Annotated in this window: 20 protein-coding genes and 1 tRNA gene; 12 read left to right on the top strand and 9 right to left on the bottom strand. The window is 66.9% G+C overall.

The annotated features are described in order from the left end of the window. The first annotated feature begins 253 nt into the window (after positions 1–253). Complete coding sequence (locus tag CQ040_RS15710; protein ID WP_105528071.1) at positions 254–541, top strand: WXG100 family type VII secretion target; 288 nt, start codon at positions 254–256, stop codon at positions 539–541. Between the two features lie 67 nt (positions 542–608). On the opposite strand, the gene groL is transcribed toward CQ040_RS15710, so the two are convergent. The 4 genes from groL to CQ040_RS15690 all read right to left on the bottom strand — a co-directional run bounded on the left by groL (position 609) and on the right by CQ040_RS15690 (position 4271). Then, complete coding sequence (groL, locus tag CQ040_RS15705) at positions 609–2228, bottom strand: chaperonin GroEL (protein WP_028503318.1); 1620 nt, start codon at positions 2226–2228, stop codon at positions 609–611. Positions 2229–2353: 125 nt separating this feature from the next. Beyond that, a complete protein-coding gene (locus CQ040_RS15700) occupies positions 2354–2932 on the bottom strand; it encodes a LytR C-terminal domain-containing protein (RefSeq protein WP_258131539.1) in 579 nt (192 codons plus the stop codon). A 79-nt stretch (positions 2933–3011) separates the two neighbouring features. Then, positions 3012–3269, bottom strand: coding sequence for a DUF3263 domain-containing protein (locus CQ040_RS15695; RefSeq protein ID WP_028503320.1), 258 nt, complete (start codon positions 3267–3269; stop codon positions 3012–3014). 9 nt (positions 3270–3278) lie between these two features. Continuing rightward, positions 3279–4271, bottom strand: a complete 993-nt coding sequence (locus CQ040_RS15690) for a DUF2332 domain-containing protein (protein WP_105528070.1) — start codon at positions 4269–4271, stop codon at positions 3279–3281. 71 nt (positions 4272–4342) lie between these two features. On the opposite strand from CQ040_RS15690, the gene msrB reads away from it, so the two are divergent. Together msrB and CQ040_RS15680 are read left to right on the top strand one after the other, a co-directional pair. Continuing rightward, on the top strand, positions 4343–4747 hold the full coding sequence (gene msrB / locus CQ040_RS15685) for a peptide-methionine (R)-S-oxide reductase MsrB (RefSeq protein WP_028503322.1): 405 nt from the start codon (positions 4343–4345) through the stop codon (positions 4745–4747). Further along, the gene (locus tag CQ040_RS15680) at positions 4744–5322 is read left to right on the top strand and encodes a nitroreductase family protein (RefSeq protein WP_105528069.1); all 579 of its coding nucleotides are present in this window, start codon (positions 4744–4746) and stop codon (positions 5320–5322) included. The genes msrB and CQ040_RS15680 overlap by 4 nt, the downstream gene beginning before the upstream one ends. Positions 5323–5329: 7 nt before the next feature. On the opposite strand, the gene CQ040_RS15675 is transcribed toward CQ040_RS15680, so the two are convergent. Further along, positions 5330–6271, bottom strand: coding sequence for a DMT family transporter (locus tag CQ040_RS15675; RefSeq protein WP_105528068.1), 942 nt, complete (start codon positions 6269–6271; stop codon positions 5330–5332). Between the two features lie 72 nt (positions 6272–6343). Between CQ040_RS15675 and CQ040_RS15670 the strand changes: the two genes are divergently transcribed. The 5 genes from CQ040_RS15670 to CQ040_RS15650 all read left to right on the top strand — a co-directional run bounded on the left by CQ040_RS15670 (position 6344) and on the right by CQ040_RS15650 (position 10739). Next, positions 6344–6970, top strand: a complete 627-nt coding sequence (locus tag CQ040_RS15670) for an SOS response-associated peptidase family protein (protein WP_105528067.1) — start codon at positions 6344–6346, stop codon at positions 6968–6970. A 93-nt stretch (positions 6971–7063) separates the two neighbouring features. Then, positions 7064–7975: an ABC transporter ATP-binding protein gene (locus tag CQ040_RS15665; RefSeq protein ID WP_105528066.1), complete on the top strand. Its 912-nt coding sequence runs from the start codon at positions 7064–7066 to the stop codon at positions 7973–7975. After that, a complete protein-coding gene (locus CQ040_RS15660) occupies positions 7972–8787 on the top strand; it encodes an ABC transporter permease (protein ID WP_105528065.1) in 816 nt (271 codons plus the stop codon). Before CQ040_RS15665 ends, CQ040_RS15660 begins: the two co-directional genes overlap by 4 nt. Positions 8788–8796: 9 nt before the next feature. After that, positions 8797–10068, top strand: a complete 1272-nt coding sequence (locus CQ040_RS15655; protein ID WP_105528064.1) for a sensor histidine kinase — start codon at positions 8797–8799, stop codon at positions 10066–10068. Next, the gene (locus CQ040_RS15650; RefSeq protein WP_105528063.1) at positions 10065–10739 is read left to right on the top strand and encodes a response regulator transcription factor; all 675 of its coding nucleotides are present in this window, start codon (positions 10065–10067) and stop codon (positions 10737–10739) included. The genes CQ040_RS15655 and CQ040_RS15650 overlap by 4 nt, the downstream gene beginning before the upstream one ends. 10 nt (positions 10740–10749) lie before the next feature. Here the strand turns inward: CQ040_RS15650 and CQ040_RS15645 are convergent, their stop codons facing one another. Further along, complete coding sequence (locus CQ040_RS15645) at positions 10750–11703, bottom strand: aldo/keto reductase (protein ID WP_105528075.1); 954 nt, start codon at positions 11701–11703, stop codon at positions 10750–10752. A 63-nt stretch (positions 11704–11766) separates the two neighbouring features. Next, complete coding sequence (ppk2, locus tag CQ040_RS15640; RefSeq protein WP_105528062.1) at positions 11767–12594, bottom strand: polyphosphate kinase 2; 828 nt, start codon at positions 12592–12594, stop codon at positions 11767–11769. Between the two features lie 235 nt (positions 12595–12829). Between ppk2 and CQ040_RS15635 the strand changes: the two genes are divergently transcribed. Then, positions 12830–13153: a hypothetical protein gene (locus tag CQ040_RS15635; RefSeq protein WP_105528061.1), complete on the top strand. Its 324-nt coding sequence runs from the start codon at positions 12830–12832 to the stop codon at positions 13151–13153. Positions 13154–13235: 82 nt separating this feature from the next. Continuing rightward, the gene (locus tag CQ040_RS20495; RefSeq protein WP_146113947.1) at positions 13236–13868 is read left to right on the top strand and encodes a hypothetical protein; all 633 of its coding nucleotides are present in this window, start codon (positions 13236–13238) and stop codon (positions 13866–13868) included. A 34-nt stretch (positions 13869–13902) separates the two neighbouring features. On the opposite strand, the gene CQ040_RS15620 is transcribed toward CQ040_RS20495, so the two are convergent. Then, positions 13903–13975: transfer RNA gene (locus CQ040_RS15620), tRNA-Thr, on the bottom strand. Positions 13976–14020: 45 nt separating this feature from the next. Then, positions 14021–14965: a thioredoxin domain-containing protein gene (locus CQ040_RS15615; RefSeq protein WP_105528058.1), complete on the bottom strand. Its 945-nt coding sequence runs from the start codon at positions 14963–14965 to the stop codon at positions 14021–14023. 230 nt (positions 14966–15195) lie between these two features. Here CQ040_RS15615 and CQ040_RS15610 point away from each other — a divergent pair, with 230 nt between their 5' ends. Next, positions 15196–16299 carry an ABC transporter ATP-binding protein gene (locus CQ040_RS15610; RefSeq protein WP_028503333.1) on the top strand — a complete coding sequence of 368 codons (1104 nt, stop codon included), beginning with the start codon at positions 15196–15198 and terminating at the stop codon, positions 16297–16299. A gap of 84 nt (positions 16300–16383) precedes the next feature. Further along, positions 16384–17688, top strand: coding sequence for a DUF4032 domain-containing protein (locus CQ040_RS15605; protein ID WP_105528057.1), 1305 nt, complete (start codon positions 16384–16386; stop codon positions 17686–17688). The last annotated feature ends 30 nt before the right edge of the window (positions 17689–17718 follow it).

Below are 17718 nucleotides of genomic sequence, written 5' to 3'. Positions count from 1 at the left end.
CGCGCACCTCCTCGAAGACACTCAGCCCCTGGACCGGCTCGATCTGCCCTAGGAAGGCCCGCTCCATGAGGCTCGCGACCTCGCTCGAGCTCCACGAACGACGGGTGCTCATTCCTGCGGCCGCTCGTAGCTGAGTGCTGCACAGCGGGCTCAGGATGCAAGTTGCGCACAGCACGCGGCGCTCCCTGAGACCACGTAAGACGCAGGCCTCAGCATCCGCCTAGCCTCGGAACCCCTACGAGAAGGAGTTCCCATGTCAGTCTTCACCGTCGACACCGAAGCCGTTCATGCAGCCAACGGCGCGACGCGTGCCACCATCGAGCGGCTTCAGGGCGAGTCTGCGACGCTCATGGCGCAGCTCCGGCAGCTGCAGTCGACGTGGTCCGGCACGGCGTCCAACGCCTTCCAGAGCTGCGCAGAGCAGTGGCAGGGCGCACAGCTTCATGTGGAGCAGGTGCTCGAATCGATCGGCACCTCACTCGGCTCTGTCGCCACTCAGTACGCAGATGCCGACCAGTACTCGGCCAGCCTGTTCCGCTGACACGTCCGAGGTGTCAACGCAGAACGCCCCCGGCCGGAGCCGGGGGCGTTCTGTCAGGAGGGTTGGATCAGAAGTCCATGCCGCCCGACGGGTCACCCATCGGAGCTGCAGCCTTCTCCGGCTTGTCAGCGACGACGACCTCGGTGGTGAGGAAGAGTGCCGCGATCGATGCTGCGTTCTGCAGCGCCGAGCGCGTCACCTTCGCCGGGTCGATGATTCCCGCAGCGAACATGTCGACGTACTCGCCCGTTGCCGCGTTGAGGCCCTGGCCCGAGGGAAGCTCGGAGACCTTGTTCGCGACGACACCCGGCTCGAGACCGGCGTTCAGCGCGATCTGCTTGAGCGGAGCCTCGATCGCGACGCGGACGATGTTCGCGCCCGTCGCCTCGTCGCCCGTGAGCGACAGAGCGTCGAGAGCCTTGGTGCCCGACTGGATGAGCGCGACGCCACCGCCGGGGACGATGCCCTCTTCGACGGCTGCCTTCGCGTTGCGGACGGCATCTTCGATGCGGTGCTTGCGCTCCTTGAGCTCGACCTCAGTGGCCGCGCCAGCCTTGATGACGGCGACGCCACCCGCGAGCTTCGCGAGGCGCTCCTGGAGCTTCTCGCGGTCGTAGTCGCTGTCGGTGTTCTCGATCTCGCGACGGATCTGGGTCACGCGACCCTCGATCTGCTCGGCCTCGCCAGCACCCTCGACGATCGTGGTCTCGTCCTTGGTGACGATGACCTTGCGGGCACGACCCAGAAGGTCGAGCGTGGCGTTCTCGAGCTTGAGGCCGACCTCTTCGGTGATGACCTGACCACCGGTGAGGATCGCGATGTCCTGCAGCTGCGCCTTGCGGCGGTCGCCGAAGCCGGGAGCCTTGACGGCGACCGACTTGAAGATGCCCTTGAGCTTGTTCAGCACGAGGGTGGCGAGAGCCTCGCCCTCGACGTCCTCGGCGATGATGACGAGTTCCTTGCCATCCTGGATCACCTTGTCGACGATCGGCAGAAGGTCCTTGATGCTGGAGATCTTCTGGTTCGCGATGAGGATGTACGCGTCCTCGAAGACCGCCTCCTGGCGCTCCGGGTCGGTGACGAAGTACGGGTTCAGGTAGCCCTTGTCGAAGCGCATGCCCTCGGTGAGCTCGAGCTCGGTGCCGAACGTCTGCGACTCCTCGACGGTGACGACGCCTTCCTTGCCGACCTTGTCGATCGCCTCGGCGATGAGCTCGCCGATCGCGGGGTCTGCAGCGGAGATGGATGCCGTGGCGGCGATCTGCTCCTTGGAGTCGATCTCCTTGGCGCTCGCGAGGAGCTCCTCGGTGATCGCTGCGACGGCCTTCTCGATGCCGCGCTTGAGCGAGATCGGGTCGGCGCCGGCTGCGACGTTGCGCAGACCCTCGCGGACCAGAGCCTGAGCGAGGACCGTGGCGGTGGTGGTGCCGTCACCCGCGACGTCGTCGGTCTTCTTGGCGACCTCCTTGACGAGCTCCGCGCCGATCTTCTCGTACGGGTCGTCCAGCTCGATCTCCTTGGCGATGGAGACACCGTCGTTCGTGATCGTGGGGGCTCCCCACTTCTTCTCGAGAACGACGTTGCGGCCGCGCGGGCCGAGGGTCACCTTGACCGCGTCGGCGAGAATGTTCAGGCCGCGCTCGAGGCCGCGGCGGGCCTCCTCATCGAAAGCAATGATCTTTGCCATGAGTTTTTTCGTCCCTCCTGGACGTAGACGTTGGGTTTAGCACTCAGAGTGAGAGAGTGCTAACGCCATTCTGGCACTCGACACCTTCGAGTGCAAGCCGCCCGATGCGGGAGGAGATCCCGATGTCAGGGGGCCGGAGTCTCCTCCGAGGTCTCAGGCGCCGAGGTCGATCGGTCGAGCCCGATCACGACCGTGAACTGCTTCTGCCCGTCCTCCGTCTGGCCGGAGTAGTAGTCGCTCTGCTGGACAGCCGCCCCTCCGAGAAGGTTCGCCAATCCGATCGCGGCGAGCTCGTCCTCGTCGTTGACGTAGAAGACCGTGGTCGTGGCGAAGTCCTGGGAGGAGCTGTCGCCGGCGAAGGCCGCGTCCGACGCCCACCCGTTGTTGATGAGCACGTCGCGCATCTGCGTGTCGAGCCCCTCTTCGGGCGTCCCGTTGAGGATCATCACGGAGATCGAGGTGTCGACCACGCCCGTCTCCACCGGTGTCGGGACAGAGGTCGGCGCCGCCTCGGGGAAGAGCGAGACGCGCCCCATCACCACGAGAGAGCCGAAGATGCCGGCGATGATGAGCACGAGCGCGGCGACGAAAGACCACAGCAACACGACCCAGCCGTTCATCCCCGGGGCTTCGGCGCGATGCGCTCCCACTCGTCCGGAGGAACGGGGAACGTCATCGAAGCGATCGCGGGAGGGCTTGGACACCCCTCGATGCTAGCGGCACCTTCCTGTCAATCCCTTCCTCGGCGCGGGATCGGGCCGGCAAGGAGCATCCGCTCGGGCGTCAGCCGACGAAACCGGGTGTTCGTGCCGAGCGCCGTCGTGCCCGTGAATCTCGGATCCGACGCAGCCTGCGCACCAGCATCGGATCGTACTCGAGGGCTGCATCCGACTCGATCAACCTGTCGAGGAGCTGGTAGTAGCGGGCGGCGCTCATGCCCAGCTGGGCGCGGATGACCTCTTCCTTCGCTCCGCCGTGGCGCGGCCAGGCGACCTCGAGGGCGAGGATCGCGCGATCGCGCTCCGTGAGGTCTCCGAGCATGGCTCCAGGTTAGGACGCATCCGCCGGAAGAGATGCTCGCCACTCCCACCAGCGCCCGAGCGGATCCGCTGCCGCACGCACGCGCCCGTCGAGCGCGACGACGAACCCCGGCCAGGTGCGCGCATCCACCGCCGGTTCCCAGACGTCGAGAACGCCCGGTGGGTCGATCGTGATCCATCGAGCATCCAGACGCGAGATCCGCTCGACCAGTTCGTTCCGGTCTGCTCTCGGAACATGCACCAGCACGCCGGGCGTCGTGACCAGGAGAGTCGCATCCTTCGGCGCGAGGGCCGCGACGGCGTCGACGCGCGCCAGAGCATCACCGGCCACGAGAAGCGGAGGGTCGGCTGCTGCGATGTCGAGTGCGGCGTCGATACGTTCCTCCCGCCCGCTCTCCCCCGGCCACACAAGCCCTCGCAACCATCGTCGGTCTCGCCCGTTGGCCGCATCGAGCGGCGCCAGATCGATACCGGCGCGCCAGACGATCTCCGGCATCCGCAGCGGCGGCAGGGGGCCGGTCACCCGGCTCTCCAGCACAACGGTCGAAAGCCCGTCCGCCGGATCGAGCGCGAGGCGGAGTCCGCCGTCCTCGCTCCTGAACCGGTAGGAGTACCGGTCGGGATAGAGGCACAGCCCGGCGGATGCTCCGACCTCGAGCAACGCGATCGGGCCGTCGATCTCGGAGAGCACCGGGAGCAAAGCGGCGAGGCGGAGTGGCTCGTTCGTCTGCAGGCTGCGGCTCGCGCACTCCGCGACCACCTCTTCTGCGTTGCGAAGCACGAAGGCTCGCCACTGCGGATACCCGGAGAGCTCAGCGCCGAGCATCCGGGTCACCGCGAACACCAGGGGCGGCTGCCTGCGCGTCTCGGGAATACGCCGCAAGACGCTTCGCACCTCGTCATCGGCGGCGACTCCGGCAGCCCACTGCGCATAGAGCGGGCTGCGGCCCGGGGCCTCGTCACGAGCGAAGCGCGCATAGCGCTCCTGCACAGCATCCGTCATCCGTCCATTCTGACCCGGCGCACCCGAGGTACCGCTGCAGGAGGGAGAATGGATGCGACTCAGGAGGACACATGTCGTACAGCGTGGACAAGACCGAAGACGAATGGCGCAGCGAGCTCGGCGATGAGCAGTACGCGGTGCTGCGCCAGGCCGCGACCGAACGTGCCTGGACCGGCGAACTGCTCGACGAGGAGCGCGCCGGCCTCTACACCTGCGGCGCGTGCAACGCAGAGCTCTTCAAGAGCGGGACGAAGTTCGATTCCGGATGCGGATGGCCGAGTTTCTACGAGTCGATCCGTCCAGATGCGGTCGAGCTCATCGAAGACGACAGCCTCGGAATGGTGCGCACCGAGGTGCGCTGCGCCAACTGCGGCTCACACCTCGGTCATGTCTTCCCGGACGGGTTCGGCACGCCGACCGGCGACCGCTACTGCATGAACTCGATCGCGATGAACTTCACCCCCGACGCCTCGTGAGCGCCCTCGACGCCGTCCGCGCACGGCAGTCCTGGTCCAAGGTCGAAGACACGGCTCCCACGCGCGACGAGCTGCTCACGTTCGTCGCTGCGGCCGGTCGCGTCGCCGATCACTCGTCGCTCCGGCCCTGGCGGCTGATCGAACTGCGCGGTGCCGATCGTGAGGTGCTGGGTGCGGCCATCGCAAAAGCCCAGGACGATTCCTCCCCCTCGTCGAAACCGCTGCGTGCCCCGCTGCTCATCGCCGTCGTCGCCAGCTACCAGAAGAGCGACAAGGTCCCGCGGTGGGAGCAGGAGGCCGTGGCGTCCGGTGTCGCGCACACGCTGAGTCTGCTCCTCGACGAGGCCGGCTGGGGCGTCATCTGGCGCACGGGCCACTACACACGCGCGAAAGCCGTCGCCAAGGCTCACGGCCTCGGCAAGAACGAGGAGCTCCTCGGCTGGCTGTACGTCGGCGGCAAGCCCGAGGGGAAGAAGGCGGGGCGACGCAAAGCTGTCGACGCCCGCAAACTCGTCACGCGCATGCCCAAGGCGAGCGCGAAGAAGACCAGCGAGAAGAAGACGAAGAAGAAGTAGTAGCTCGTCAGCGTCGTCGACGCCACGGCACGGCGACGACGACGGACGCCACGGCGACGACGACCATGGCGAGCACCTGCCACAGCGCTGGCCCGGCGGCCGGCGGCCACATGAGGTCGATCACGACCGATGTGACCAGTTGCCCGAGCACCGACCCCAGGCCCATCAGCAGCACACCGGTCTGAGCCACGATGAACGTGCCGAGGAGGATGTACGCGGCGCCGAGGAAGCCTCCGATGTACAGCCAGGGCTCAGCAGGCAGCGCCGCAGGTGCTCCGCGGAATGCGATGCTCACGCCGGACGCCAGTGCGAGGACCACGGTGCCTGCGATGAAGCTCATCAGGGTCGCGGCCAGCGGCGAGCGCGCACGCTGAGCCAGACGGCCGTTGGTCGCCGCCTGCCACGCTATGCCGACGCCCGCCGCGAAAGGCAGCAACAGCATCCACAGGGGCGCGGAGGCCAGCACATCTCCGGAGAGCGATATACCGACCGCCGCGAGTGCGAGCAGACCGCCGAGGACCCGTCCGGGCGTCACCGCGACGACTCCGGCCGGCCCGAACCCGATCCGATCGAGCACGAGGCCGTGAAGGGTCTGCCCCGCCACCACTCCGACGGTGAAGAGCGAGACGCCGAGAACACCGGCCGTGAGGCCTTGGGTGGAGACCGTGAGCGCGCCGCAGGCGCCACCGAGCAGCATCCAGAAGGGGATCGTCTGCTGCCGGATACCGCTCCAGAGCCGCGCCACTCCCCGCCGGGCCGATGGGATGCAGGAGATCACCAGCGCCAGCGCCAGGAGACCGACCGAGAAGGAGATGAGACCCGCGACGATACCGTCGTCGACACGCACGCCGAGCACACCGTTGATCCGCGCCTGGATCGCCGTCATGACACCGATCGCGACTGCGCCGCCGAGCGCGACGGGGGCGGGAAGTCGGCGGGTCTCTGGCACCTGTCGACCCTACCCGAGCAGCAGCTCGCTCCTCGAAGCGCGGATGTCGGCGCCCGGGTCTACGCTGGCGGCATGTGCGCGAGCTACGGTCTCGATCCCCGGTTCACCGATGCGGAACTCCTCGCTGCCGCCGACGACGCGGTGCTCGAGGGCCTGCGCGTGTGGGCGCGCGAGAACGCGGGCGAGACCGTCCGCCCGACAGGTAAGAACCTGCGCAACCTCAATCCTCTGATCGCGCAGCCCGACGCGGCTCCGATTCTGGAGCCGGCGTGGTGGGGCTTCCTCGTCAACGGCGAGCCGGCGAAGTTCCCGTCGATCAACACCCGGTCGGAGCGCCTGCAGGAGCGTCCAGGCGGCGCGAAGACACGAGCGATCGTCCCGGCGACGAGCTGGTACGAGATGCAGAAGCCCTCGCGGCAGTGGAACGAATTCATCGTCGACGACGGCACCCTGTTCGGCATGGCGGCGGTCACGCAGCGCGGACGCACTGCCGACGGCGAATGGTTCACGTGCTACTCGATCGTGATGCGCCCGGCCCCAGCCCACCTCGCCGACCTGCACGATCGCATGCCGCTGCTCGTCCCCGCCTCGCTGAGCCATGACTGGCTGACGGCGCCGCCCTCCAGAGAGATCGTCGACGAGGCTGTCCTCGCGTCGGACGAGATGGCGGCACGCGTGCGGGCCCGGCCTCGTCCCTGAACCGATATATCCGCCAGCAGGTGGATCTCTCGCCAGGATATGTGTACCTGAGGAGGACGCGCGGTTCGGGGGTCGGTCCGTAGCGTTGACCCCATGATCACAGCAGAAGGCCTCACGAAGAGATTCGGAGACAAGACGGCAGTCGATGACGTGTCGTTCACCGTCAAGCCGGGTAGCGTCACCGGCTTCCTCGGCCCCAACGGCGCCGGCAAGTCGACCACGATGCGCATGATCGTCGGCCTCGACCGCCCGACGTCCGGGCGCGCCGCCATCGCGGGCCGCGAGTACCGCAAGCTTCGCGCGCCGCTCACCGAAGTCGGCGTGCTGCTCGACGCGAAGGCAGTGCACACCGGCCGGAGCGCACGCAATCACCTTCGCGCGATGGCCGCGACCCACGGCATCCCCTCGTCCCGCGTCGATGAGGTCATCGACCTCGCGGGCATCACCTCCGTCGCTCGCAAGCGCGCGGGTGGGTTCTCGCTCGGCATGGGTCAGCGCCTCGGTATCGCTTCGGCCCTGCTCGGCGATCCGCACACACTGATCCTCGACGAGCCGGTCAACGGCCTCGACCCCGAGGGCGTTCGCTGGGTGCGCCAGTTCGTCCGGCACGCGGCATCCGAAGGACGCACCGTGCTCCTCTCGAGCCATCTGATGAGTGAGATGGCGCAGACCGCCGACCACGTCATCGTGATGGGTCGAGGCCGCGTGCTTGCGGACGCTCCACTCGCCGAGCTCGTGCGCTCCTGGACGCGGAACACCGTGCGTGTGCGCACTCCGAGACCGGCAGATCTGGCTGCTGCCATCGGCGGCCCGGATGTGGAGATCGTGAGCTCGGCTCCCGACCTGCTCGACATCGTGGGGCTGCCCGCCGCTCGCATCGGCGACCTCGCGGCAGATCGCGGCATCCCTCTGCACGAACTCACCCCGACCACCGGTTCGCTCGAAGACGCGTACCTCGCCCTCACCGGCGACTCCGTCGAGTACCGCACCAAGGAGATCTCATGACCACGGCACAGGCTTCCGCTCCCACGCGGCCTCGCGTCGACACCGGTCGACGGCTGACATTCGTACGCGCGCTGCGCGGCGAGTGGATCAAGCTCGCCACCCTGCGCTCGACCTGGTGGTCGATCGGGATCGCGGCCGCCCTCACGATCGGCATCGCCGTGCTCATCGCCCAGGCGGTGGACATGCCGGGCTTCGACCCGATCCAGGCGGTCATCATGCCGATCCAGTTCACGATGCTGCTCGCCGGCATCATCGGGGCGATCTCGGTCACCGGCGAGTACTCGACCGGGATGATCCGCTCGACGCTCACCGCGAACCCCGTCCGCGGCTCGGTGCTGGCGGCGAAGTCGACCGTGCTGGCCGTGTTCATGTTCCTGTCGTCCCTGGTGACCTTCGCCCTCGCGGCCGTGGCGGTATCGCTCATCGTGGCGCCGCGGGATCAGAGCATCGACTGGTCGGATCCGTCGGCATCGATCCTCCCGATCGTGGTGGCCTCTCTCGCCATGGCCGTGTTCGCCCTGATCGGTGTGTCTTTCGGATTCATCCTGCGCTCCGGTGCCGGAGCGATCGCCGCGACCGTCGGAGTCCTGTTCGTGCTGCCCATCGTCGCGAACTTCTTCTCCTTCGCAGGTGAGGCATGGGCATGGGTTCTCGAAGCCTCGGCCTACCTTCCGGTGGCGGCCGCGCAGGCTGCGATCATGCCCAGCGAGACGGCGGCTCTCAGCGCCCCGGTCGCGTTCCTGACGCTGGCCTGCTGGGTCGCAGGTGGAGCACTCGCCGCCTGGGCCATGCTGCGTACCCGTGACGCGTAAAGTCGGCCTGTGAGCAGAACGCGAAGCCGCAGCGACTCGATCCGTGAGGACGAGGAGCTGCGGCTTCCGCGTGCGCCGGGCCTGTTCCGAAGATTCTGGACTCGGCACCCGCTCTTCGCCGACATCCTGCTCACGCTCATCTGCCTTCTCCTCTCCTTCACCGAGGCAGTGCCCATCACCGCTTCATCGCTTCCCGAGCCCACGTCGGTCGCGCTCAACATCGCGGCAGGTGTCGTGGTCGCAATCGGATGCAGCACACTCTTGTGGCGCCGGCGCGCACCGCTCGCGCCCTTCGTCGCAGCAGTCGTGCTTGGTACGGCCGGTCTGTTCTCCGGCACGCTCGCAGGCCTCTTCCTGCTGCTCCTCGCGTGCTATGGCCTCGCGGTCTACAGGTCGTCCCGGGCTGCCTGGACGTGCTTCGGGATCGGCAGCGCGTGGTTTCTCGGTCTCACGACTCTGCTCATACTCACGGGCTCGACCATGCTGCAGGCCGGGATCAACACTGCACTCGGATACGTGGCGCTCGGCCTGATCGGAACCCTCGTCGGAGTCAATGTGGGCGGCCGCAAACGCTACATCCTTGCCGTCATCGATCGCTCCCGCCAGCTGCTGATCGAGCGCGACCAGCAGGCTCAACTCGCCGCTGCGTCGGAACGAGCCCGGATCGCTCGAGAGATGCACGACATCGTCTCGCACTCGCTCACCGTCATCGTCGCCCTGTCCGAGGGCGCAGCGGCCACTCCGGATCGCGAGCAGGCACGCAAGGCATCGACGTCGGTCGCCGATACGGCCAGGGCCGCCCTCACCGAGATGAGATCCATGCTCGGGGTGCTGCGAGATGACGAAACGCCCCTGCCCCTGGCGCCGATGCAGCCGGTGCCCCCACGCGACACGGTCGAAGCCGCGCAGCGAGCCGGCTACCCCGCGACGCTCACGGTCATCGGACGGACAGATGTCTCCCCCGCTGTCGCTCATGCGATCGGACGCATCGTGCAGGAAGGCGTGACCAACGCCATGCGCCATGCGTCGGCAAAGGCGATCACCGTGCATGTGGAGTACACCGACACCACCGTGACGATCGAGATCGTGAACGACGGTGTCACCGGCGAGGTCGGATCCGACGGATTCGGAGTGCGTGGGCTCTCCGAACGCGCACTCCACGTGAACGGCACGGTGCGATCCGCGCCCGCCGATGGAGGACGATGGGTGCTGCGGGCAGTGCTGCCCGCATCGGGGAGCGCGCCCGCTACTCAGGCTGAGACGATGGAGGACGACGGATGACACAGGCGATCAGGGTGCTCCTGGTAGACGATCAGGAGCTGATCCGCGTCGGCTTCCGCATGGTTCTCGAAGCGGAGGACGACATCGAAGTGGTCGGCGAGGCCGGCGACGGGAAGGACGCGATCGCGCAGAGCGCGAGGCTCGCTCCCGACCTGGTGTTGATGGACATCCGGATGCCGGAGCTCGACGGCATCGCCGCCACCGAGGCGATCGTTCGCGACCAGCCGCAGACCAAGGTGCTCGTTCTGACCACCTTCGACCTCGACGAGTACGCGTTCGGCGCGATCCGCGCGGGTGCGAGCGGATTCCTGCTGAAAGATGCGCAGCGCCACGAGATGATCTCCGCCGTCCGGGCTGTGCATCGCGGCGACGCGGCACTGTCCCCTCGGATCACCAGGATGCTGCTCGAGCACGTGACGCCCCAGTTCGGAGCTCCCGCCGCTGCTCCGGCTCCCGCGGAGAGTGCCGCACTCGCATCCCTCACCGAGCGTGAGCGCGACGTGTTCCTGGCGATCGGCCGCGGCCTCACCAACGCCGAGATCGCCCAGACGCTCTACGTCGGCGAGTCCACGGTTAAGACCCACGTGGGTCGCGTGCTGTCGAAACTCGGCGCACGCGACCGGATCCACGCGGTCATCCTGGCCCACCGGCTCGGACTGGTCGGAGACTAGTCCTGCGGCGTCATGCGCGCGCGGGCGTCCACTCCGAGACGCGGTTGAGCCGCTGCACCTCTTCGCCCGAAAGCTCCAGGCGAGCGCCGGCGAGGAGGTCGGGCACCTGCTCGACCGTCCGTGCGCTCGCGATCGGCGCGACGACGGTCGGCTGCGCGCGAAGCCAGGCGATCGAGGTCGCAGCGATGGAAGCGCCATGCGCATCGCCGATCTCCGCGAGTGCGTCGATGATCTGCAGCCCGGCTTCCGTCGCGTACTTCGCCGCACCTTGAGCCCGTGGTGAGTTCTGCCCGCCGGCATCCGTCGACCGGTACTTGCCGGTCAGGAAGCCACTGGCCAGGGAGTAGTACGGGACGAGTCCGAGCTCGAACTCCTCCGCGACCGGAATGATCGTGTCCTCGACCTCGTTGCGGTGCACGAGGTTGTAATGCGGCTGCACCGCCACCGGCAGCGCCGCACCCGTGCGACGCGCGATCTCGATCCACTCCCGGATGCGGTCGGCGGAGTAATTCGACACGGCGACGTGTCGGACCAGACCGTCGTCGACGAGCTGCCCGAACGCGGCGACCGTCTCCTCCAGCGGGACGGTCTCGTCGTCGAAGTGTGCGTAGTAGAGGTCGATCTCATCGACGCCCAAGCGTCCCAGTGAGGCCTCGGCGGCCTTTCGCACGTTGAAGGCTGCCAGCCCGCGGAACTGCGGGTGCTGGCTCACCTTGGTCGCGACGACGACGCCGGAGGGCTTGCGCGATGCCAGCCATTCCCCCACGATCGTCTCGCTCTCGCCGCCTTCGTTCCCGGGCACCCAGGAGCTGTACGAGTCCGCGGTGTCGATGAAGTCGCCGCCCCCATCCACGAAGGAGTCGAGGACGGCGAAGGAAGCATCGCGGTCGGCTGTCCAACCGAACACGTTGCCGCCGAGAGAGAGCGGGAGGACGTCAAGATCACTGGTGCCGATACGAGTCATGTCGAGAACAACCGCTGACGACGCCTCGGGCATTCCCGCATGACGCCGTGTTGCGGCAGCGCGCTAGTTCGGCGTCTCGCCCTCGTCGTAGATCTGCGAGGGGCGGCCGACGAGACGCGCGTCTGGATCATGAGCGATCAGAGGATCTTTGCCGGGGTAGTCGAAGCGCGCGAGAACACATCTCATGGCTTCGAGACGCGCACGCTTCTTGTCGTCCGACTTGATGACGATCCACGGAAGGGCGGGCGTGTCGGTATGGAGGAACATCGCCTCCTTCGCTGCAGTGTAGTCATCCCACCGATCGACGCTCGCCAGATCCGTCGGGCTGAGCTTCCACTGCTTGACGGGATCCTCTCCACGGCGGGTGAAGCGGCGTCTTTGTTCCGCCTCGCCGACGGAGAACCACAGCTTGATGAGGCGGATCCCCGAACCGACGAGCATCCGCTCGAACTCCGGCGCGGTCTGCATGAACTCCTCGTATTCGACGCAAGAGCAGTACCCCATGACGTGCTCGACTCCCGCGCGGTTGTACCAGGAGCGATCCATCAGGACGATTTCGCCCCCGGATGGAAGATGTGCGACATAGCGCTGGAAGTACCACTGAGTCCGCTCGGCATCAGTCGGCTTATCGAGCGCGACGACTCGTGCCCCTCGAGGATTGAGGTGCTCCATGAAGCGCTTGATCGCGCCACCCTTACCCGCGGCGTCCCGTCCTTCGAACAGGATGAGCACCCGCTCGGATGACCGCTTGATGTGGGCCTGGAGCTTGAGGAGCTCGATCTGCAGGAGTCGCTTCTCTTGTTCGTACGCCGCTCTCGAGAGCTTGTCCGAATTCAGGTAGCCGTGCTGCCACTCCGGTGCGATCGTCTCGATATCCGATGCACTGCTCATCACACGACCTCCGCGGCTGTACCGGACTCCCCGTTTCACAAGGCAAGCGCAGGTGGCCGCGGCGGGGAGTCGGCCACCTGCGCAGTCATCGACCCGGTGCGAATCCGCAGACCCACCAGGAAAACGTTGGTCCAAGTAACATATCACCTTCTATAGCGATACTCTGGAATCCGCTTGATCCGGACCCGCGCCGCCGCAGCGATGAAGCACCGTCGGTCGCGGCTATCGTTCAGATATGGGAACGATCCAGTACGGCAACGGCGAAGAGATCCACATCGAAGACCGCGCGCTCGCGCACCTGAAAGTGGTCATCGCCACGAAGCTCCGACGCAATGAGAGCTTCACCCTGTCGTGGCGTCACCCCGAAGGCGACAATCCCGGACGTTCGACGATCTGGTTGCACCCGTCGATCCCGCTCCGCTTCACCTTCGACGAGCCCGAAGCGCCCCAGCTGAACCCGAAGTGGATTCAGGACCTCATGCACTCGGCGAGCTCGACGGGCGGCATCAGCCTCATCGACGAAGTGCTCGACACTCCGCAGGACGACGAAGCGGGCTGAGACTCACGGCCGACCAGCTGGCGGGTGACGACGCTCGTCGCTTGCCGGAGGCGAGTAGCTCGAGAACTCCTAGGCTGTGCGTATGCGCAACTCCCCCCGCCTGTTCAGGCTCGCTTTGGTCGCGACCACGTCGGTTGCCCTCGTGGCGTGCTCAACGCCCAGTACCGAGCCGTCACCGTCTCCGACAGCGACGACGAGTCCCAGCGCGGTCCCGAGCCCGAGCCCATCGCCGACTTCGAACTTCGACGCGGCCGACACCTCGACCTGGCGCATCACCGAGGCCGGAATCGGCCGCGCAGAGCTCGGCTCGGAGTCGATCGCCGATGCGTTGAGTCCCACGTTCACACTCACCGACCGATGCGAAGGGTTGGAGTACTACGAGACGTCGGAAGCTGCCCCGGCCGGCTTCGGCGTCATCAGCCACCCCGGCGAAGGCGGTGTGAGCGGTATCAGCGTTCGCGTGCCAGGCAACGTCTCCGTATCAGGCCCACTGGCGACTTCGCCTCTCACGGAGAGCGGTATCGGGCTGGGAACGACGCTGGATGAGTTGACTGCAGCAGAACCGGGCGGATCATTCGATGCTGCGACCGAGAGCCCCGACTACGTCGTCGTCGCAGGCACGCGATGGTTCGTGTTCGAGGTCTCCGAGGCAGAGCCGTTCGTTCGGGGCATCACCGTCACCGACGCTCTCCCGCCGACGGGATTCTGCGGTTGATGACGATGCACCTCTTCTGCTCAGGTGCTTCTTGAGCCGACTACGGGACTCGAACCCGTAACCCCCGTATTACAAGTACGGTGCGCTACCAATTGCGCCAAGTCGGCGGATGCCACCCATCAGCTTAGCGATGACATCGACCCCGTTTCGACTTACGGGGCAGGCGTGGAGGACGCCGTCGGCGTCGGTGTGGGCGTCGCGCGCGACGCGTCACTCGCCACACTGAGCACGAACTGCGAGAACTCGGCGGGATCGTCGAGAGCACCGACATAGGCTTCGCCGTTCGCGACGATCATGGGCGCCGTGTTGAGCACCAGATCCTTGGAACCGGCGAGCGGACCGTCCAGGGCGCGCGTGGTGGCTTCCTTCGCCCAGCTGACGAAGTCACCGTTCTCGATGCACGAACGGACTGCCTTGGTGTTGTCGGTGCCGACGGCGCCGGCGAGATTCGCCAGCTCCTCGTCGGAGAGCCCGTCACTGCCGACCTCGGGCTGGTCGTTCAGCAGATCGTGATTGAACGCATAGAACTGCGCGGGCGAGTGGGTGGCGACGCACGCGGCGGCCGCGGCGGACCGCAGCGAGTACTTGGTGCCGTTCGAGCTCGCGGTGAGCAGCGCGACGGGGTGGTAGCTGACCGTGACCGCACCCTCGCTGATCCAACCGGCGAACTGACGGGCGTTGGCCCGCTCGAACTTTCCTGCGTCCGGCGAGAGATAGTCGACATAGACGTGGATGTCGACCTTCTCCGAGGTGGTCGCCTCGGGCGTCGGCTCCGTCGAAGCACCCGCATCGGTCGGCTCCGCTGAAGGCGTGGCCGGAACCTCGTCGGGTCCTGCGACGGCGGTGATGTCGGTCACGACGACGCCGTCCGACTCCATCCCGGTGGGGGTGAGCTTCGGCTTCGACACCTGCGCCGACACGGCAAGGGTCACCGCAGTGCCGATCGCCCCCACGGCGACGATCGCGACAGCACCGATGATGATCCGTCGCATGAGACGCGCCCTCGACTGCTGGGCGTGCACTTTCTGAGCCTTCTCCCGTACGACCTCGCGGGAATTGCGAGGCGTGGGGACGTTCGGCGTTTCGTCGCTCGACATCGTTCCTCTTGTGAGTCTTCGGGGGTCCGGGTTGGCCCCTACCGCCGCTTGGCGACGATCGCCGCTGCGCGCGGCCGAGTTCGATGCTAGCCATTGAGGCTGAGAAATACCCAGGTACCGCTGTTCATGTCATACTGATTCCGACCCAATGACGGGTCACGGTGACTCATCTCACCGCTTCATCACTACGGATCGTCCGGCACGTACCTGCCGGTGAAGGAGAAACAAAAATGGCATCTGTGACTTTCGACGACGCCACCCGCCTCTACCCTGGTGGAACTCGTCCGGCCGTCGACAAGCTGAACCTCGAGGTCGGTGACGGCGAATTCCTCGTCCTCGTCGGTCCCTCCGGTTGCGGTAAGTCCACGTCCCTCCGCATGCTCGCCGGCCTCGAAGAGGTCAACGCCGGCCGCATCCTCATCGGCGACCGCGACGTGACCGACGTCCCGCCGAAGGACCGCGACATCGCGATGGTCTTCCAGAACTACGCGCTGTACCCGCACATGACCGTCGCCGAGAACATGGGCTTCGCGCTGAAGATCGCGGGCGTCGGCAAGGAAGAGCGCGCCACCCGCGTGCTCGAGGCCGCCAAGCTCCTCGACCTCGAGGACTACCTGACCCGCAAGCCGAAGGCACTCTCGGGCGGACAGCGTCAGCGTGTCGCGATGGGCCGCGCGATCGTCCGTCAGCCGCAGGTGTTCCTCATGGACGAGCCGCTGTCGAACCTCGACGCCAAGCTCCGCGTCCAGACCCGTACGCAGATCGCTTCGCTGCAGCGTCGCCTCGGCGTCACCACGGTCTACGTGACCCACGACCAGACCGAGGCTCTGACCATGGGCGACCGCATCGCGGTCCTCAAGGACGGTCTGCTCCAGCAGGTCGGCTCACCGCGCGACCTGTACGAGAAGCCGAACAACCTGTTCGTCGCCGGCTTCATCGGCTCCCCTGCCATGAACCTGTTCGCCGCTGACCTGGCTGACGGCGGAGTGCAGTTCGGCACCGAGGTCGTACCTCTCGACCGCGACACCGTCGGCCGCGCGACCGGCTCGCAGGTCATGGTCGGCGTCCGCCCCGAAGACATCTCGGTCGGCCCCGCCGACGGCAAGGGTCTCTCGGTGACGGTCGACCTCGTCGAAGAGCTCGGCGCCGACGGCTACCTGTACGGTCACACCGAGATCAACGGCAAGCGCGCCGACCTGGTCGCACGTGTCGACGGTCGCAGCCACCCGAATGCAGGCGAGACGGTCACTCTGGCCGCGAACGCCGGTCACGTGCACGCGTTCGACGTCGAGTCCGGCGAGCGTCTCAACGACAAGCCGATCGTCTCCGCCTGATCGGATCCACAGACGCGGCGCAGGCTGACTTCGGTCGCCTGCGCCGCTTCTCGTTTTCCGCCTTCCACACAAACAGGGAGCATCATGCAGGATTCTCTGCGGATCACCGCCAGCAAGATCGATCCGGGGCTGCTCTCCCTGCCTTGGTCCACGACCCTCGCGAAGTGGCCCTCCGAGCACATCGTCTCGCTCCCCAAAGGTCTCTCACGCCACCTCGTGCGTTTCGCCGATCTCTCCGGACGCGTCGTCGCCGTCAAAGAGACCACGGCAGAGATGGCGCAGCGCGAGTACGACATGCTCGGCAACCTCACCCGCCTCGACGTGCCCTGCGTCGACCGGGTTGCTGTGATCGCCGGTCGAACGGATGCCCATGGCGACCCCCTCCCCGCGGCGCTGGTCACCTCGCACCTCCGATTCTCGATGCCGTACCGCGCCCTGTTCACCCGCGTCCTGCGCCCTGACACCGCGAACCGCCTCGTCGACGCACTCGCCCTGCTGCTCGTGCGCCTGCACAACGTGGGCTTCTACTGGGGCGACGTCTCGCTGTCGAACACCCTGTTCCGTCGCGACGCCGGAGCCTTCGCCGCCTACCTGGTCGATGCCGAGACCGGCGAGCTGCATGAGGAGGGCCTGACCGACGGCCAGCGCGCCTACGATCTGGATCTCGCCCGTACGAACATCGCCGGCGAGATCATGGACCTCGCCGCGGGAGGACGACTCGAGCACGGAGTGGATGCCGTCGCTATCGCCGACGGCATCGTGTCGTCCTACCGGTCGCTGTGGGCAGAGCTCACCGCGCAGGAATCGTTCTCCGCCGCCGAGACGTGGCGCATCACCGAACGGGTCGAGCGCCTGAACGCCCTCGGATTCGACATCGACGAGATGTCGATGTCGACCACCGCAGACGGCACCGTCGTCGAGATCCAGCCGAAGGTCGTGGATGCCGGGCACCACCAGCGGCGCCTCATCCGCCTCACGGGGCTCGACGTCGAGGAGAACCAGGCGCGACGCCTGCTCAACGATCTCGACGAGTTCCGGGCACGCTCCACGAAGCAGTGGGCGGACGAGGAGATGTACGCGCACGAGTGGCTGACCCGCGTGTTCGAGCCCGTCGTGCGTGCGATCCCCTACGAGCTGCGGGCCAAGCTCGAGCCGGCTGAGGTGTTCCACCAGGTGCTCGAGCACCGCTGGTACCTGTCGCAGGCTGAAGGGCGATCGATCCCGCTCGCCGAGGTGCTGACGAGCTACATCAACGAGGTGCTGCGGCACCGGCGCGACGAGGCGACCATCATGGGACCGCCGACCGAGACCATGAGCCTGCCCGTGATCACCGGCATGACACCGGTCGCCGACGATGACGAGGACGTCGACTGGCGCGATCTGGTGTGACCGCTCCGCCAGGTCGGGATCGGGAAGGCG

The sequence above is a fragment of the Microbacterium sp. MYb54 genome (genome assembly GCF_002979515.1).
GTDB lineage: Bacteria > Actinomycetota > Actinomycetes > Actinomycetales > Microbacteriaceae > Microbacterium.
The sequence above is the reverse complement of the archived record's forward strand: the minus strand, read 5'-3'. Positions and strand labels throughout refer to the sequence as shown.

Bases quoted from the DNA above. Each gene is read 5' to 3' on its own strand.
- CQ040_RS15610 (WP_028503333.1), top strand. From the start codon at position 15,196: ATGGCATCTGTGACTTTCGACGACGCCACCCGCCTCTACCCTGGTGGA.
- msrB (WP_028503322.1), top strand. From the start codon at position 4,343: ATGTCGTACAGCGTGGACAAGACCGAAGACGAATGGCGCAGCGAGCTC.
- CQ040_RS15635 (WP_105528061.1), top strand. From the start codon at position 12,830: ATGGGAACGATCCAGTACGGCAACGGCGAAGAGATCCACATCGAAGAC.
- CQ040_RS15645 (WP_105528075.1), bottom strand. From the start codon at position 11,703: ATGACTCGTATCGGCACCAGTGATCTTGACGTCCTCCCGCTCTCTCTC.
- groL (WP_028503318.1), bottom strand. From the start codon at position 2,228: ATGGCAAAGATCATTGCTTTCGATGAGGAGGCCCGCCGCGGCCTCGAG.
- CQ040_RS15710 (WP_105528071.1), top strand. From the start codon at position 254: ATGTCAGTCTTCACCGTCGACACCGAAGCCGTTCATGCAGCCAACGGC.
- CQ040_RS20495 (WP_146113947.1), top strand. From the start codon at position 13,236: ATGCGCAACTCCCCCCGCCTGTTCAGGCTCGCTTTGGTCGCGACCACG.
- CQ040_RS15615 (WP_105528058.1), bottom strand. From the start codon at position 14,965: ATGTCGAGCGACGAAACGCCGAACGTCCCCACGCCTCGCAATTCCCGC.
- CQ040_RS15670 (WP_105528067.1), top strand. From the start codon at position 6,344: ATGTGCGCGAGCTACGGTCTCGATCCCCGGTTCACCGATGCGGAACTC.
- ppk2 (WP_105528062.1), bottom strand. From the start codon at position 12,594: ATGAGCAGTGCATCGGATATCGAGACGATCGCACCGGAGTGGCAGCAC.
- CQ040_RS15660 (WP_105528065.1), top strand. From the start codon at position 7,972: ATGACCACGGCACAGGCTTCCGCTCCCACGCGGCCTCGCGTCGACACC.
- CQ040_RS15605 (WP_105528057.1), top strand. From the start codon at position 16,384: ATGCAGGATTCTCTGCGGATCACCGCCAGCAAGATCGATCCGGGGCTG.
- CQ040_RS15650 (WP_105528063.1), top strand. From the start codon at position 10,065: ATGACACAGGCGATCAGGGTGCTCCTGGTAGACGATCAGGAGCTGATC.
- CQ040_RS15665 (WP_105528066.1), top strand. From the start codon at position 7,064: ATGATCACAGCAGAAGGCCTCACGAAGAGATTCGGAGACAAGACGGCA.
- CQ040_RS15690 (WP_105528070.1), bottom strand. From the start codon at position 4,271: ATGACGGATGCTGTGCAGGAGCGCTATGCGCGCTTCGCTCGTGACGAG.
- CQ040_RS15695 (WP_028503320.1), bottom strand. From the start codon at position 3,269: ATGCTCGGAGACCTCACGGAGCGCGATCGCGCGATCCTCGCCCTCGAG.